The 15224-nt window shown below is 67.0% G+C and carries 13 protein-coding genes; 6 read left to right on the forward strand and 7 right to left on the reverse strand.

What is annotated here, in order from left to right:
- Window positions 1–151 precede the first annotated feature (151 nt).
- A complete protein-coding gene (locus QC765_RS16175) occupies window positions 152–691 on the reverse strand; it encodes an Rv2732c family membrane protein (RefSeq protein ID WP_278315465.1) in 540 nt (179 codons plus the stop codon).
- A gap of 111 nt (window positions 692–802) precedes the next feature.
- On the opposite strand from QC765_RS16175, the gene QC765_RS16180 reads away from it, so the two are divergent.
- Window positions 803–2764 (forward strand): M13 family metallopeptidase, encoded by a 1962-nt coding sequence (locus tag QC765_RS16180; RefSeq protein ID WP_278315466.1) that lies wholly within the window; start codon window positions 803–805, stop codon window positions 2762–2764.
- Between the two features lie 81 nt (window positions 2765–2845).
- On the opposite strand, the gene QC765_RS16185 is transcribed toward QC765_RS16180, so the two are convergent.
- Together QC765_RS16185 and QC765_RS16190 are read right to left on the reverse strand one after the other, a co-directional pair.
- Entirely contained in the window at window positions 2846–3976 is a 1131-nt protein-coding gene (locus QC765_RS16185) for an acyltransferase family protein (RefSeq protein WP_278315467.1), read from the reverse strand.
- A 173-nt stretch (window positions 3977–4149) separates the two neighbouring features.
- Entirely contained in the window at window positions 4150–5532 is a 1383-nt protein-coding gene (locus tag QC765_RS16190; RefSeq protein ID WP_278315468.1) for a WS/DGAT/MGAT family O-acyltransferase, read from the reverse strand.
- A 167-nt stretch (window positions 5533–5699) separates the two neighbouring features.
- On the opposite strand from QC765_RS16190, the gene QC765_RS16195 reads away from it, so the two are divergent.
- A complete protein-coding gene (locus QC765_RS16195) occupies window positions 5700–6785 on the forward strand; it encodes an alpha/beta hydrolase (protein WP_278315469.1) in 1086 nt (361 codons plus the stop codon).
- A 190-nt stretch (window positions 6786–6975) separates the two neighbouring features.
- Here QC765_RS16195 and QC765_RS16200 read toward each other — a convergent pair whose 3' ends face one another.
- Complete coding sequence (locus QC765_RS16200) at window positions 6976–7776, reverse strand: NADH-quinone oxidoreductase subunit E (protein ID WP_278315470.1); 801 nt, start codon at window positions 7774–7776, stop codon at window positions 6976–6978.
- A gap of 115 nt (window positions 7777–7891) precedes the next feature.
- Here QC765_RS16200 and QC765_RS16205 point away from each other — a divergent pair, with 115 nt between their 5' ends.
- From QC765_RS16205 to puuE, 4 genes are read left to right on the forward strand one after another with little or no spacing between them, the layout of a single operon-like run.
- Window positions 7892–9196, forward strand: coding sequence for a glycosyltransferase 87 family protein (locus QC765_RS16205; RefSeq protein WP_278315471.1), 1305 nt, complete (start codon window positions 7892–7894; stop codon window positions 9194–9196).
- Window positions 9193–10404 (forward strand): DUF6986 family protein, encoded by a 1212-nt coding sequence (locus tag QC765_RS16210; protein WP_278315472.1) that lies wholly within the window; start codon window positions 9193–9195, stop codon window positions 10402–10404. Before QC765_RS16205 ends, QC765_RS16210 begins: the two co-directional genes overlap by 4 nt.
- A gap of 52 nt (window positions 10405–10456) precedes the next feature.
- Window positions 10457–11449 (forward strand): allantoicase, encoded by a 993-nt coding sequence (gene alc / locus QC765_RS16215; RefSeq protein ID WP_278315473.1) that lies wholly within the window; start codon window positions 10457–10459, stop codon window positions 11447–11449.
- Entirely contained in the window at window positions 11446–12360 is a 915-nt protein-coding gene (gene puuE / locus QC765_RS16220) for an allantoinase PuuE (RefSeq protein ID WP_278315475.1), read from the forward strand. The genes alc and puuE overlap by 4 nt, the downstream gene beginning before the upstream one ends.
- Window positions 12361–12430: 70 nt before the next feature.
- Here the strand turns inward: puuE and QC765_RS16225 are convergent, their stop codons facing one another.
- The 3 genes from QC765_RS16225 to QC765_RS16235 form a co-directional block, all read right to left on the reverse strand.
- Window positions 12431–13087, reverse strand: coding sequence for a DUF5701 family protein (locus QC765_RS16225; RefSeq protein WP_278315476.1), 657 nt, complete (start codon window positions 13085–13087; stop codon window positions 12431–12433).
- Between the two features lie 122 nt (window positions 13088–13209).
- A complete protein-coding gene (locus QC765_RS16230) occupies window positions 13210–14013 on the reverse strand; it encodes an ABC transporter permease (protein ID WP_278315477.1) in 804 nt (267 codons plus the stop codon).
- Complete coding sequence (locus QC765_RS16235; RefSeq protein ID WP_278315478.1) at window positions 14010–14984, reverse strand: ATP-binding cassette domain-containing protein; 975 nt, start codon at window positions 14982–14984, stop codon at window positions 14010–14012. The genes QC765_RS16230 and QC765_RS16235 overlap by 4 nt, the downstream gene beginning before the upstream one ends.
- Between the last annotated feature and the right edge of the window lie 240 nt (window positions 14985–15224).

The following is a 15224-nucleotide window of genomic DNA, read 5'->3' on the forward strand; positions in this document are numbered from 1 at the left end:
TGGGCTGGAGCAAGCCCTGTGACAAGCTGGCAGGACTGATCGCAGGTGTTGCGATGGCTCCCTGAAACCGCCTGCTCAGGGCTGTCGTTTTTCGCACACTCGCGGCCAGGCCGGGGACTCGCGGCAGGGAACAGAGAACGGCCAGCACCAGCTACGAATCCTGCTCCGGGTAGCGCCGCACCGGCGGCAGGATGTTCTCCTTGTTCGTCACCACCCGGGTCCACTGGTATGCCAGCACCAGGGTGAGCGCGAAAGCTACATACAGCGCTATGGCGGGTGTGCGGGCATGGGGATGGGCCGTGGATTCGGCCCACAGGGCGAACATGCCGAACAGCACGCCGAGCCCCTGGGAGAACATCGTCGCCCACGCCATCGCCCAGCGTCGCGTGGCCAGGGCGAGGAGGGAACCCCCGATGCCACCGGCGATCGCCAGCACGATGAACACGCGCAGGAAGATGCTGCCGAGCTCATCGTCGCCGATGCTGCTCGAGAGGATCGTCCAGGCTCGTGATGAACCGGTCAGCGGCATCAGCATGGCCACCACCAGGGCCGTCACCGCCAGCAGGATTCGCCCCGCGCGCCCGCCGGTGCCGAACTCGCGCTGCACCCGGTGCTCGATGTCGGCAAGATCCCGGCGGAACGCCTCGATGTCGTCCGGCCCGGCGCCCTCCGGCCCCAGGTCATCGGGCACGGGGCATCGTCCCTCGTTCGATCCGCTCCACACCTTGATCGTGCCCCACGCGCTCGACCGCGGCAACGAACACCTCCCCGCTCGTCGGTGCGCGCGGGTATAGATGGTGGGGTGACTAGCGAAGTGAACTCCGGGATCGACCTCGCCCACCGCGATGCGTCCACCCGCCCCCAGGATGACCTGTTCGAGCACGTCAATGGCAAGTGGCTCGCCGAGCATGAGATCCCCGCTGATCGAGCGCTCGACGGCGCTTTCCGGGCCTTGTTCGACGAGGCCGAGGAGAACGTCCGCGCGATCATCGAGGAAGCGGCCGAGGCCGGGTCGGGCGCGGGCACTGATGCACAACGCATCGGCGACCTCTACACCAGCTTCATGGACACCGCCCGGATCGAGCAGGCCGGCCTGGCCCCGCTGCAGGAGGAGCTGTCGCTGGTGCAGTCGGCCACCACGGTCGACGAGCTCGCCGGCATCATGGGGCGGCTGCAGCGCGACGGCACGGGCGGCGCCATCGGCTACTACATCAATACCGACGCCAAGCGCAGCGATCGCTACCTGCCGTACCTCACCCAGTCCGGGATCGGGCTGCCAGATGAGTCCTATTATCGCGACGAGCAGTACGCGGAGCTGCGGGCCAAGTACCGCGAGCACATCGCGCGCATGATCGAGCTGACTGGTACCGGCATCGATGCCGATCTGGTGCTAGACATGGAGACGAAGCTCGCTGCCGGGCACTGGGACGTCGTCAAGCGGCGTGACGCGGAGCTGTCCTACAACCTGCTGAGCCTCGACGAGCTGCGCGCCACCGCGCCGGCCTTCCCCTGGACGGACTGGATCACCGGCATCGGCGGCACACCCGAGCAGTTCGCGGAGACCGTGGTCCGCCAGCCAGATTTCCTCGCCACGCTGTCCTCGCTCTGGCAGTCCGAGCCACTCGATGCCTGGAAGGCGTGGATGTGCTGGCGCGTCATCAACACCCGCGCGCCCTACCTGACCGACGAGATCGTTCACGCCAACTTCGACTTCCACGGCACCGTCATGAGCGGCGCCGAGGTCATCCGCGAGCGCTGGAAGCGCGCCGTCTCGCTCGTCGAGCACCTGCTGGGCGAGGCCGTGGGCAAGCTCTATGTCGATCGGCACTTCCCGCCCCGCTCCAAGGACCGCATGGAGGAACTGGTAGCGAACCTCATCGAGGCCTACCGGCAATCCATCTCGACCCTGCCGTGGATGAGCCCCGGCACGCGCGACAAGGCGCTGGAGAAGCTGGGCAAGTTCACGCCAAAGATCGGTTACCCCGACGCCTGGCGCGACTACTCCGACGTCCACATCGATCCGGCCGACCTCTACGGGAACGTGCGCCGCGGCTCGGCCGCCGAGAATGATCGCGAGCTCGCCAAGCTCGGTGGCCCCGTGGACCGGGGCGAATGGTTCATGACCCCGCAGACCGTCAACGCCTACTACAACCCAGGCATGAACGAGATCGTCTTCCCCGCCGCGATCCTGCAGCCCCCGTTCTTCGACGCCGACGCTGATGACGCTGCCAACTACGGCGGCATCGGGGCCGTCATCGGGCACGAGATCGGCCATGGATTCGACGATCAGGGATCCAAGTACGACGGCGACGGCAACCTCGTCAACTGGTGGACCGAGCAGGATCGCGCGGAGTTCAGCGAGCGCGCCGCCATGCTCATCGATCAGTACAACCGGTTCGAGCCCAAGGCATTGCCCGGGAAGAACGTCAATGGCGAGTTCACCATCGGCGAGAACATCGGCGACCTCGGCGGCCTCGGCATCGCGCTCAAGGCCTACGAGATCTCTCTCGCGGGCGAGGAGGCCCCCGTGATCGACGGGCTCACCGGGCTGCAACGCGTCTTCCTGGGCTGGGCGCAGGTGTGGCGCGCCAAGGTCCGCAATGAGGAGGCCGAGCGGCGCCTGGCCACTGATCCGCATTCCCCGCCCGAGTTCCGGTGCAATGGCGTGGTGCGCAACCTTGATGAGTTCTACGACGCGTTCGACGTGCAGGATGGCGACGAGCTGTTCCTGCCCGAGGAGCAGCGCGTCAAGATCTGGGCGTAGGACGGGCGGCGCGGTGGCCAGGCCCTGAGCGGGGCCTGGCCACCGGCTGCCATCGGCCGCCATCGGTTGCCGTCGGTTGGCTCAGGCCTCGCGGCGCGCGGTGCCACGAAGCCGCGGCGGAAGCTCGAACAGCCAGTTCAGGCGCAGCGCGAGCAGGATCTTATGCGCGTAGAGAGCCAGCACCACGGTGCCGGCCGCGACCGCGAGCGGCGCGATCGCCTGCACGACGAGGAGCTCGTTGATGATCGAGAGCTTGATCAGGACATAGCCGAGCAGCGCGATGAACATGTCCAGCATCAGGTAGACGGGCAGCGTGGTGCGGCCGACCTTGTTGAGGACCTCGCCGACGGGCGTGCCGACGACGGCGGCCGAGACAAGCACGCCCGCGGCAAGCCCGAACGTGGTGAGGATGATCGTGAGCCCCTGCGCGCCGGACCCCGCATCAGCGAGCATCGAGTACATCGCGGCGTAGGCGGCGAGGGCAGCGGCGATCCACGGCAAGGCGGTGCGGCGGCTGACGGTGATGATGAGGCTGCGCGCGTGGAGGCCGAGCAGGAAGTAGATGAAGTACTCGGCCAGGTTGTTCCAGGACCAGCTCACCACCGGCTGGTACTGGGAGTAGACGTTCAGCGCGACCGCTGCACCGAGCTGCAGCCACAGTGGCAGGCGGTTGATGGCCTTGGCGACAACGGCGAACACGGCGAGCGCATAGATGAACCAGAGGGCGCTATCAGGCAGGTACAGGCCACCGATGACGTTGGTCCAGCTGGCATAGCCCTCGTGGCGCACATCGCTGGGAAGCACGTTGTGCACGCCGAGGAAGATCACCAGCCACAGGGTGTAGAGGTACATCAGGTGGGCAATGCGGCTGCGCAGCATCCGCGGCCAGGCCATGGCGATCATGCCTTGCGCGAACAGCCCGGAGGCGACGAAGAACAGTGGCATGCGGACGGGCTGCAGGTAGCTGTTGATCGTGTACCAGAAATCGGGCGCGAGATCCTTGGAGATGAGCATGTTCGCCGCGTGCAGGATGACCACGAGGATGATGCTCGTGCCCTTGGCGATATCGACCCACTCGATGCGTTGCCGCGCGGGCCGCTTGGTCGTGGCCACGCCGACTGGCTCCGTGGCCGGGCTGGCCGCTGGAGGTGGCGCTAGCTGCGCGACCTGCTCGAGGTCGTGCGCATCCGACGCGGTCGGGTCATGTGGCATTGCACGCATCGTGGCTTGCTCCCCGGTACTGGTGATTGAGGAAGATGATCGACCACTGCGAACTTGCTGAGAATCAACTGAAAAATGCGGCAGGGTCTTCCTAAGTAGAGTACGGGTCATCCGTCACTATGGGAACCACCGTCTAGCAGGAAAAACTCTGCGATCCTCGCGGACTATGCTCCGTCGATACCGAGTTGTTTCTCGAGCGCGATCAGGGAGTCATCAAGGAACGTCAGGAGCCGCTGCAGGTGCGGCACTGCCTTGCGGCACCCCACGATCCCGATATCCAGCGTGTCGGCGTTGCTCGTGAGCGTGATGTTGAGAGCCAGCCCGTCCATAGCGATCGACAGGGGATAGATGCCATCGAGGCGCGCTCCATCCCAGTAGACGGGCTCGCGGGGACCAGGCACGTTGGAGATGACGATGTTGAACGCGGGCCGCGAGTGGGAGACGAATCCGGGGACGGGCGCGAGCGCGAGCGGCGACACCATGAACGCCCCCACTGCCATGGCCTGCATGGGGCTGAGGCCAGTGAGAGCACGCTTGGCCTGCTGCATGGAATTCGTGACGCATTCGAGGCGGTCGAGGGGGTCCTCGAGGTGTGTCCCGAGGCTCGCGAGCACCGCGGTGACCGCGTTTCCGCCGCTCCCGTCCTCCACCATCGAGTGCAGCGAGACCGGGACCATCGCGATCAGCGGATCCTCGGGCAGCGCATCCTGGCTGAGCAGGTAGTCCCGCAGCGCGCCGCCGCACATGACGAGGATGACATCGTTCATGGTGCAGTCAGCGGCCTTGCGGATGGCCTTGATCCGGTCCATCGACCAGGATTGCGCCGCGAACCGCCGGGCGCCGCCGATGGGCACATTGAGCATGGTGCGGGGGGCGCGCAGGGGCAGGACCATGTCTCGCTCCCGCAGGGCCTGCCAGCCGATGCGAGCGGCTGCCGGCACTCCTCCTGCCACGTCGCCCATCAGGCCGGCCCCGGACCTCGCGAGGCCGACGGGGTTGAGCCGCGACCGCTTTCCCTCGATGGCCCGGCGTGGCCGCTCGGCGAACGGGGCGGGGCAATCAGTGAAGGAGGGGTCGTCCGACAGCACGGATTGCAGGGTCCGCAGCGCGGTGACCCCGTCGATCAGGGCGTGATGGACCTTGGTATAGACGGCGAAGCGGCCATCGTCGAGCCCCTCGACGACGTGCATCTCCCAGAGGGGACGGTGCCGGTCGAGCAGCGAGCTATGCCACCGCGAAGTCATGGAGAACAGCTCACGGATGCGTCCCGGCTGCGGGAGCGCGGAGAGCTGCACGTGGTAGTCGAGGTCGATGTCCTCATCGGTGGCCCACAGCAGGTTGCGCGGGGTATTGAACGGCGTGCCGGGGCGGCGCCGGAACTTCACGCCGACGTCGGGGCAGTCAATGAGCTTCTGGTACTGCTGGCGCACGAACTCCGGGCCCGCCCCCTCGGGAGGGGAGAAGAGCTCGAGGCCCCCCACATGCATCGGATGCTCCCGGCTCTCGATCGCGAGGAACATCAGATCCTGCGGCGCCATCAAACCCATCAGCTTCCTCCCGTTCGCTGACCTTCCCCGTGGTGAACCTCACAGTACGCTGAAGCCCCGGGAAACCCTCCGGAAACAACTTCGTAACAAAGTGACGGAAATCACCGATACCAGTTATAGAGTACTGCCACGAAGGCCCTGCACAGCCCAAGCGGGAAGGCGACACGATGCCACATGACACGCATCACATCCGAACGCTGCACGCCGTAGGCAGTAGCGCCCCCGGTGGAGCCCATGGCGCGACAGCCCTCGCCCTTGGCCAGCCCGCCCCGATCACCCGCGAGAACTACTTCGGCGCGAGCCTCCAGTCCCAGGTCCTCGCCAACACGCTGCGGTACACCGTAAAGCCCCTGCTGCGGGTGTGGGCGAAGTGGCCCCACCTGCCCTGGCCAACCGGTGCCGTGGAGCTCGCCGGATCGGTGCTCCCCGAGGTTCCCGGCACCCGCTACCGTCCCGTCCAGCTCCCCCACTGCAAGGCAGAGTGGGTCCGCGGGCAGGAGACACATCCACACCGGGTCATGCTCTACCTGCACGGCGGCGCGTTCCTCACCTGCGGCCTGCGCACCCACCGGCGGCTCGTCTCCCTGATCTCCGCCTCCGCGCGCACCCCCGTCCTCAGCGTTGATTACCGCATGCTGCCGCGCTATACGATCAATGACTCCGTCGCCGACGGCATGCATGCCTACCGCTGGCTGCTGCGGCGCGGCTACCGGCCCGAGCAGATCGTCATCGGGGGCGACTCCGCCGGGGGCTACCTGGCCTTCATGGTCGCCCTTGCCCTGCGGGCCCAGGGAATACCGGTGCCCGCGGGGATCGTGGGCCTCGCGCCACTGACCAACCTCAACCCGGCTTCCAAGATGGCGCACTCCAATTCCAAGACCTGCGCCCTCTTCTCCGCCGACGTCATCAACGTATTCACCGAGTACGCGAACCGCGTCGAGCAGCGCCTGCTCATCGAGGGCGCGCCCGGGCCGCGCGTGTGCCCGATCGACAGCGACCTCAGCGGACTGCCCCCCACGCTCCTGCAGGTCAGCTCCACCGAGCTGCTGTTCCCCGATTCCGAGATGATGGCCGAGCGGCTCGCCCACCACGGCGTACCGTGCCAGCTACAGGTGTGGGACCGCCAGGTGCATGTCTTCCAGGCGGCGGCGGGCCTCGTCCCCGAAGCAGCCCGCGCGATCAACGAGATCGGGCGCTTCGTGCAGGATGTCGTTCCTGTTCGGGACGGTCGGCCCGCCCGCGCCCTCGCCTGAGCCGGCCTGCGCGCATCACCCGACCAGCGTGCATCACTCGACCAGCGTGCATTGCCGCAAACGCGAGAGAAGCTGCGGAAAACCCCTGTTCGCTTCTCTCGCGTTTGGCGTTTTCCCGTGCTTTTACCCGCCGGAGCGCTGCTCGGAAGCCCGGCGAGACGCCGCGGGGGCCGAGGCGCGCGACAGCTAGCTAGTCAGCCTTGAGCGACTCGAGCGCTGACTCGGCCTCGGCAAGCTCCTTCCGGAGCTCCGCCACGCGCTGCTCCGCGGCCTTGCGCGCAGCGTTCAGCGCGGCCTGGGCAGCACGGAGAGCGCCGGGGTGATCAAGCTGCTGGATCGCGCGCAGCACCGCATCGGGCGTGATGCTCGATCGCTTCAGGGACAGCCCGCCCGGACGGTCGACCGCGATCCACCAGGCGCCCTCCTCGTCCGCGCGCAAGGTGATGGCGCACTCCGCCGACTTGCCACGGGACTTGCTGCTCGCGCCGCTACCAGCGCCACCGCCCGAGCCGCCACCGCTCGCCGGGCGAGTTATCGCGGAGCTGCTGGCCGTGGGCTTCCTGGCCGGGCCAGGGGCAGGCGACCCCGCTGGTGGTCCCGCCGATGTGCCTGCAGGCGTCGCAGTCCTCGCTGGCACGGGCACGGGCTTCGGCGTGGCAGGAGCAGGGCCCGCGCGGCCCGGTCCGGCTTCACCCGGCGCTTTCGGCGCGGCTTTCTTCCGGGGCGCGCGCTTGGCAGGCGACGGCGCAGCGCGGGTGCGCCGCAGCTCGTGCGCCTCGAACGGGATCTCGTCATTGACACCGGTAGGCTTGACGATGAGGCTAGTGCCATCGATAGCGATGATTCGGGCGGAGGCGCCCTCTTCGAGTCCCAGCCCGGCGATCGGTTCGCGGAGGTAGACCGTCGCCCGCTTCCCGGCCTCCTTGAGCGCGCTGAGTTCGTGCAGGTCATCTTCGGTCAGGTGGTTTTGTCCGGTTCGAGTGCTTGCCATGCCCCTATTCTCCGGAAATTTCCGTGTCGCAGCGGCAGGGACCCGGGTTTGTCACAATGTCACGCTAGCTTCTAGTGGGCATTACGCGTCAGGGGCGCCAGCGAGGAGGGGAATCATGCACGCGGTGGAACGGTCCAGACCATCGAGGGAGTTCGCGCCCCGCTGGTGGGTTCACGTTGCGCTGCTGGTGGGTGCGATAGCCACGGTGTGGTTCCACATCCGCATGATCCCGATCAGCACCGAGCACTGGGGGCTGTTCAGCAACATGCTCGATGTCCACGTCTACGCCGGGGGCGGCCTCGCGGTGCTCGAGGACCGTGCTGTCTACGAGGGCCCGGTGTACTGGCGCATGGCGTTCACCTACCCACCGTTCGCTGCGGTCCTCTTCACTGCCATCGCGACCCTGGGCGCCACTGCGCTCGAGGTCACCTGGACCGTGCTCTCGGCGCTGGCCCTCTACGCAACGATCGTGCTGTCGTGGAAGGCCCTGGGCTACCGGCTGAACGCAACTCTGCTCGCCGCGGCAGTACCCATGATGATCATCGCGACGCTTCTCGAGCCAGTACGCACGACCATCTGGTACGGACAGATCAATCTCATCCTGCTCCTCCTGGTCGTGTGGGACCTCTCGCGCGCCCAGAACAGCAAGCTGCGCGGCATCGGCATGGGCCTCGCGGCCGGCATCAAGCTGACGCCCGGGTTCTTCCTCGTGTACCTCGCGATCACCCGCCAGTGGCGGGCCCTGGTCACAGCAGCGAGCACCATCGCCGGCACGATCATCGTCGCTGGCCTGATCATTCCCCGGGACTCGCTGCGCTTCTGGCGCGGAACCCTGTTCGAGTCCGAGCGGATCGGAGCGGTGAACGCGCCCTCCAACCAGTCGATCACCGGTGCGCTCGCGCAACTGATGCACACGCCCGAGCCGCCACTGTGGGCTGTCGCCTCGCTGACCGCCCTCGCCCTCGCCCTGGGGCTGGCCGCGATGTGGCTGGCGCACCGCGCGGGGGAGGAACTTCTCGCCGGCACCATCGCGGGCCTCACCGCGGCCACGATCTCCCCCTTCTCCTGGGGACACCATTGGGTGTGGTTCGTGCCGCTGATCATTGTGCTCAGCCACTACGCCGCCATCTCGCGGCATCGGCTCATCGCCTGGCTCCTGCCCGTGGCCGCGGCCATCCCAGCGGCGAGCTGGGTGCAGACCTTCGTCGACCCGCTGCAGCCAGGCGGCACGTTCTACGCCATCGGCACGTTCATGCTGCTGCCGCGCGACCCTGAGCTGGTGATCCTCCTTCGCTCGGTGTTCCCTCTCGTCTTTGTCGTTGTCACTGTCTGCACCATTCTGGCCCTGGCAGGGCGCAGCCGGCCCGCCACCGGCCCGCCTGATCGAACGGATACGCGACAAGACAAGGTGGACGCGTGACGGCTCTCGGGGATCGCCTGGCCACGCTGCTCGATCCTGTGGACCAATTCCTCGCCACGAGGTACCCGGCAGCGCTCAGGCCGGGGCAGCCTCCGCACACGGTGTACGTCGCGGCGTCGGATGCCTCGCCGGGCTCGGTCGCCGCCTGGAGCGGCCTCGCGCTCGAGCTGCTCGATCGGCATCGCGGCCACGTCACAGCGCTTGCCGGGGATGATGTCCTCGCCGCCGTGGCCGAGCGCCTCCGTCGCGATCCCATCGCGGATCTCCGCTACGACTTCGAAGACGGGTACGGCTGGCGCCCCGACGCCACCGAGGATGCCCATGCGCGCCTAGTGGGCAGGCTGCTCGCCAGCACCTCTGACCGGCCGCGCGGCGTGGGCATCCGCACCAAAGGCCTCGCCGCCCACGAGCGAGCTCGAATGCTGCGCACCCTCGAGCTCGTGCTCGATGCGGCCGGGGGCGTGCCTGCGGGGTTCGTGCTCACGGTTCCCAAGCTGAGGCACCCGGACCAGGTCCCGGCGATCCTCGCGATCTGCGAGCACTTCGAGGAAGCACATGGCCTCGCGGAGGGGGCATTGCGCTTCGAGCTGCAGATCGAATCCCCCCAGGCGATCATCGCGGCGGACGGAACGATCCCGGTGGCGCGCGCCATCCACCTAGCGGGACCGCGCCTCACAGGGCTGCACTACGGCACCTTCGACTACAGCGCGGCCTGCGGCATCGCCCCGCAGCACCAGGCACTCGATCACCCGGTCGCGGACCATGCCAAGGACGTGATGCTGGCCGCGGCTGCCCAGACCGGGGCGTGGGTGTGCGATGGCTCGACCAATATCGTCCCGGCGGGCGGGGATACCCAGCAGGCCAGTGCCCTGGAGCTGCACTTCACGCTGGTATCGCGGTCCCTCGCCCGCGGCTACTACCAGGGCTGGGACATGCATCCTGGGCATCTCGTGACCCGCTGGGCAGCCACCTACCGGTTCTACCGCGAATCCCTGCGCATCGCGGGACCCCGGCTCGACACCTACCTGCAGCGCGGTTCCAGCGACGTGATCGACGAGCCAGCTAGCGCGCAGGCACTCGCCACGATCGTGCTGCGCGGCCTCGAGTCGGGGGCCTTCAACGAGGCGGACGTGGAGGCGCTCTCGCCGCAGTGCACCCGCGCCACGCTCGAAGGGCTGGCCACGCGCGTTCTGCCCGGCACCGATTGAGCCCCGGGCCTGATTTCACGCCAGCGAAACGTGGCCGCAGTAGGTTGGGTTAGTGACCATCCCCCCACCGTTCACCCGCTTCCCTGATCTCGCGGCGCGGCTGCTCGGTGGTGCCGTGGTGTGGGCCACCGATGAGTCCTTCGCCGAGAAGGAGAACCTCATCCGCCCGGGCGCGCCCCAGCATTTCCCGGCGACGTTCGGCCACAAGGGTCAGGTCTACGACGGGTGGGAGACCCGCCGCCGCCGCTCCCCCGGTACAGATCACGCGATCGTGCGCCTCGGCGCGCCCGGCATCGTGCACGGCGTGCTCGTCGATACCGCTTGGTTCACCGGCAATTTCCCCCCGGAGATCTCGGTCGAGGGAGCCCGCATCGACGGCTATCCGGATGCCAACGACCTCGGAACCGCGGCCGAATGGTTCCCGCTCGTGCCGCGCAGTGCCGTGGCAGGCAACACCATCAACCCTTTTGAGGTGGACGAGCCCCGGACCGTCACGCATGTGCGGCTCACCATGCACCCCGACGGTGGGGTCGCGCGGCTGCGGGTCCACGGCATCGCCCGCTCCGATCCCGCGCTGCGTCCCACTGGAGCGATGGATCTCGCCGCGATCGAGAATGGCGGGCACGTCACGGACTGCTCCAACCTGTTCTACAGCTCGCCGAACAACCTGCTCATGCCCGGCTTCGCGCACGTCATGGGCGATGGATGGGAGACTGCTCGGCGACGCTTCGGCGCGGACGATTGGGAAACGCACAATGACTGGGTGGAGATCAGCTTCGGCACACGCGGGCGAGTGAGCATGCTGGAGCTCGATACCACCTGCTTCCTGCACAACGCTCCGGGTTCGGCCCGGGTCAGGGGCCGGTCCGGCGACGGCCAATGGCTGGAGTTGCTGCCTCGCACTGCGCTGCAGCCAGACACCCGGCATCGATTCCCGGTAGCGGTCGAATCGGCGGTGACCAAGGTGCGGCTCGACATCTTCCCCGACGGCGGCATGAGCCGATTGCGGGCCTGGGGATCACCCGAGGCAGGAGGTGCGCAGTGAGCTATCCGCGCGATCTCGTCGGCTATGGCCGCACTCCTCCGGACCCGCGGTGGCCCGGCAATGCGCGGGTGGCGGTGCAGTTCGTCCTCAACTACGAGGAGGGCGGCGAGAACTGCGTCCTCGATGGGGACGCAGCGTCCGAGACCTTCCTGTCGGACATCGTGCCCGCGGCAGCGTTCCCGGACCGGCACATGAGCATGGAATCGCTCTATGAGTATGGTTCCCGCGCGGGGGTGTGGCGGGTGCTGCGGATCTTCGAGCGCCGCGGCCTGCCCTTGACGGTGTTCGCCGTCGCGCGGGCCCTGCAGCGCAACCCGGAGGCCGCGGCCGCGTTCGGCGAGCTCGGCCACGAGATCGCGTGCCACGGCCTGCGCTGGATCAGCTACCAGCAGGTCGATGAGGCAACGGAGCGGGCCCACATGGCCGAGGCCGTGCAGGCACTGCGGGATCTCACCGGCAGGGCACCGCTCGGCTGGTACACCGGCCGGGACTCCCCCCGCACGCGCCGGCTCGTGGTCGAGCATGGCGGATTCATCTACGACGCCGACTCCTACGCCGATGATCTGCCCTACTGGGTTCCCGTCGAGGCGGCAGGCACGGTGCACCAGCATTTGGTGGTGCCCTACACGCTGGAGACCAACGACATGCGGTTCTCCTCCCCCGCGGGCTTCGCGAACGGTGACGAGTTCTTCCACCACCTGCGCGATGCGTTCGATGTGCTGTACCGGGAGGGGCTCGAGGGGCGCCCGTCGATGATGTCAGTGGGCTTGCATGGACGCATCGTTGGCCGACCATCGCGGGCCGCGGCGCTCGAGCGTTTCCTCGACCACATCCAGTCCTACGAGCATGTGTGGATCCCACGTCGCATCGACATTGCCGAGCACTGGCGGCACGTGCATCCAGCACCGTGATCGCGGCTGAGCGTGCTCGAGTCCAGCGCTTCGGCTGTCGCGACGCTCCCCCGAGCGGCGTGATCTCGCGCTAGGAGGGAACCCGGTCCAAGGCCGAGGCGATCCCGAGCCAGGTGTGGCGGTTGCCCGCCCAGCAGAAGCCGACCTTCGGGGCGCGGTTGCTGATCCAGATCCCCGGCACGCGACGATCCTCGCGGCGCGACCCCGCCGTCTGGAAGCAGTGGTTCTTGCGCAGGGCCTTCGGGAATTGAAGCAAGTAGGCGATTCCCTCGCTGATTGTCAGCGGACTGCGCTCCTCGGGCGCGAACCGGGCCAGGGCTTCGTCGGGCGTAAGGTTGCGGGTCTCGTCGCCGCGGTCGAGATCGACGACGGCGTAGACGTCAGTGGCGGGCTGTTCAATGGTGGGGATCGGCGCGAACTCATCGATGTCGGCGGTATCGGCCGAGATGAAGCCGCTCTGCTTGCCGAGGGCCAGGAGCGGCGCAGTGGTGCTCGGCGGGTGGATCCGGGGGTGGGGCACAAGCACGAACGAGACCGCCAGCGGATCGGTGGGGTCAGGTGCCGCGCTGGTGGCGAGCGCAGGATGCCCAAGGAGCCGGTCGAGCAGTGACGCGGGAACATCGGCGCCGAGCAGCCCAAGGCGCTGGAGATTGCTGATCTGGCGCTGGTACTCGCTAGCGAGCTCGTCCGCGGTGAGGGGTGTTGCAATAGGTTCGTCGGGGCTCAAGGTTCATTTCTCCTCACGTTGCGTGCTTGCCTGCGGAGGCCCAACGAACAACTGTGCCGGGGAAGTTCCCGATCGCGTGGGGAGCCTGATTCCCACCAGGCTCCCCACGCAAGGGGCCACGGCTACCGGCTCACGGCCTTCTTGTACCGGTAGGTCGCGAATGGCACAAAGATGATGAGGATGATGGCGGTCCAGGCCAGGCTGGCGAGCACAGGGTTCTGCAGTGGCCAAGCCTCGGGCGCTGGCAGGGCCGGGTGAGTATTGCCGAACAACTCTCTGGTGGCCTGCGTGACGGCTGACACGGGGTTCCATTCAGCCATCACCCGCAGCACGCTCGGGAGGCTGTCACTGGGCACGAAGGTGTTCGCGATGAAGGTGATGGGGAAGATCACCATGAACGTGGCGTTGTTGAAGACCTCGGGAGTGCGGATCCACAACCCGATCACGGCCATGACCCAGGACAGCGCGTAGGCGAACAGCAGCAAAAGCAGGAAGCCAAGCAGCGCGTCAAGGACAGATGTGCGAATGCGCCAGCCCACGAGCAGCCCCGTGATCGACATCACGAACAGGCTGATGACATTGATCGCCACATCACTGGTCGTACGGCCGATCAGCACCGCGGAGGGAGCCATCGGCAAGGAGCGGAACCGGTCGATGATGCCTTTTTGCATGTCCTCGGCCATGCCGAGCCCGGTCCAGGTCGAGCCGAAGATGACAGTCTGGGTGAAGATGCCCGCGATCAGGAACTCGCGATACGCGATCCCCGGAAGGTCGATGACCGAGCCGAAGATGAAAGCGAAGACCAGCACGAACATGATCGGAGACAGCGCGGTGAAGACGATCAGGTCCGGGACCCGCTTGATCTTGATGAGGTTGCGCTTGGCGATGGTGATGCCGTCGGAGACGGCAAGGGTGAGTGAATTCACTTCGATTCCCCTTGGTCATTGTTTGCGACGACTTCGGCCTCATGGCCGGTCAAAGAAAGAAAGACATCATCGAGGGTGGGGCGCCGGAGGCCGACATCGCGGAGGGTGACGTGATGCTCGGTGAGCAGCCCGACCACCTCGATCAGCGCGGCTGCTCCCCCACTGACCGCGACGCTGATCGTCCTGGTCGCTCGGTTCGCGCGAACCTGGCCTGGCGCGTAGTTGTCGAGAACCTGGTGGGCAGTTGCCCATTCGGTCTCGTCGGAGACGATCAGTTCGACCCGTTCGCCGCCGATCTCGTCCTTGAGCTGGTCGGCCGTGCCTTGTGCGATGACGGTGCCGTGGTCAATGACCGCGATCTTATCGGCGAGCCTGTCTGCTTCCTCGAGGTATTGGGTGGTGAGCAGCAGCGTTGTGCCACCAGCAACAAGCTCACTGATGACATCCCAGAGGCCTAGCCTGGCGCGAGGATCCAGCCCAGTGGTGGGTTCGTCGAGGAACAGCACCGGCGGATTCGCAACGAGAGCACCGGCGAGATCGAGGCGGCGACGCATGCCCCCCGAGTAGCCCTTGACAGGCCGGTTCCCGGCTTCAGTGAGGTCGAACTGTTCGAGGAGCTCGCTTGCTCGGGCTTTCGCCCGCTTGGCGCCCAGGTGGTAGAGGCGGCCAACCATCTCGAGGTTCTCGAAGCCCGTCAGGTACTCATCAACCGCCGCGTACTGGCCGGACGCCCCGATGTGTGATTTCAGTTCTGCTGCGTCCTTGACGACATCGAGGCCGTGCACTGTGGCGCGTCCTTCATCCGGGCGCAGGAGCGTGGTCAGTACACGGACCGCGGTCGTCTTCCCAGCTCCGTTAGGGCCGAGCAGGCCCATAACGGTGCCTTCAGGCACTTCCAGGCTTAGTCCGTTGAGTGCACGAAGGCTGCCGTATGTCTTGACCAGCCCCTCCGCGACAATCGCGTTGCTCACTGTGTTGCCTTCCCCGCGGGTGATGTATGAGCATCACTTTGCCAGCGGGGTGCGACAGTTTCGAGCCATTTTCTTGCAGCCTGTCCGGTATAGGGCAAGCTGTGTCTGAATCGACATGGAAGGTTCACCATATGGCCGGTGCGCTGCGGCTGGTGGGTGGATACGGAAAAGGGCGGGAGGGGCGGCCGCCCACTGGCGACCGCCCCTCCCGCTTCTCTTCACATGTGTTTGCCCGGCGGT

Origin of the sequence: Hoyosella levis, from assembly GCF_026008515.1 — a bacterium.
Lineage (GTDB): Bacteria > Actinomycetota > Actinomycetes > Mycobacteriales > Mycobacteriaceae > Lolliginicoccus > Lolliginicoccus levis.

Bases quoted from the DNA above. Each gene is read 5' to 3' on its own strand.
- QC765_RS16185 (WP_278315467.1), bottom strand. From the start codon at position 3,976: ATGCCACATGACCCGACCGCGTCGGATGCGCACGACCTCGAGCAGGTC.
- QC765_RS16190 (WP_278315468.1), bottom strand. From the start codon at position 5,532: ATGGGTTTGATGGCGCCGCAGGATCTGATGTTCCTCGCGATCGAGAGC.
- QC765_RS16195 (WP_278315469.1), top strand. From the start codon at position 5,700: ATGCCACATGACACGCATCACATCCGAACGCTGCACGCCGTAGGCAGT.
- QC765_RS16200 (WP_278315470.1), bottom strand. From the start codon at position 7,776: ATGGCAAGCACTCGAACCGGACAAAACCACCTGACCGAAGATGACCTG.
- QC765_RS16205 (WP_278315471.1), top strand. From the start codon at position 7,892: ATGCACGCGGTGGAACGGTCCAGACCATCGAGGGAGTTCGCGCCCCGC.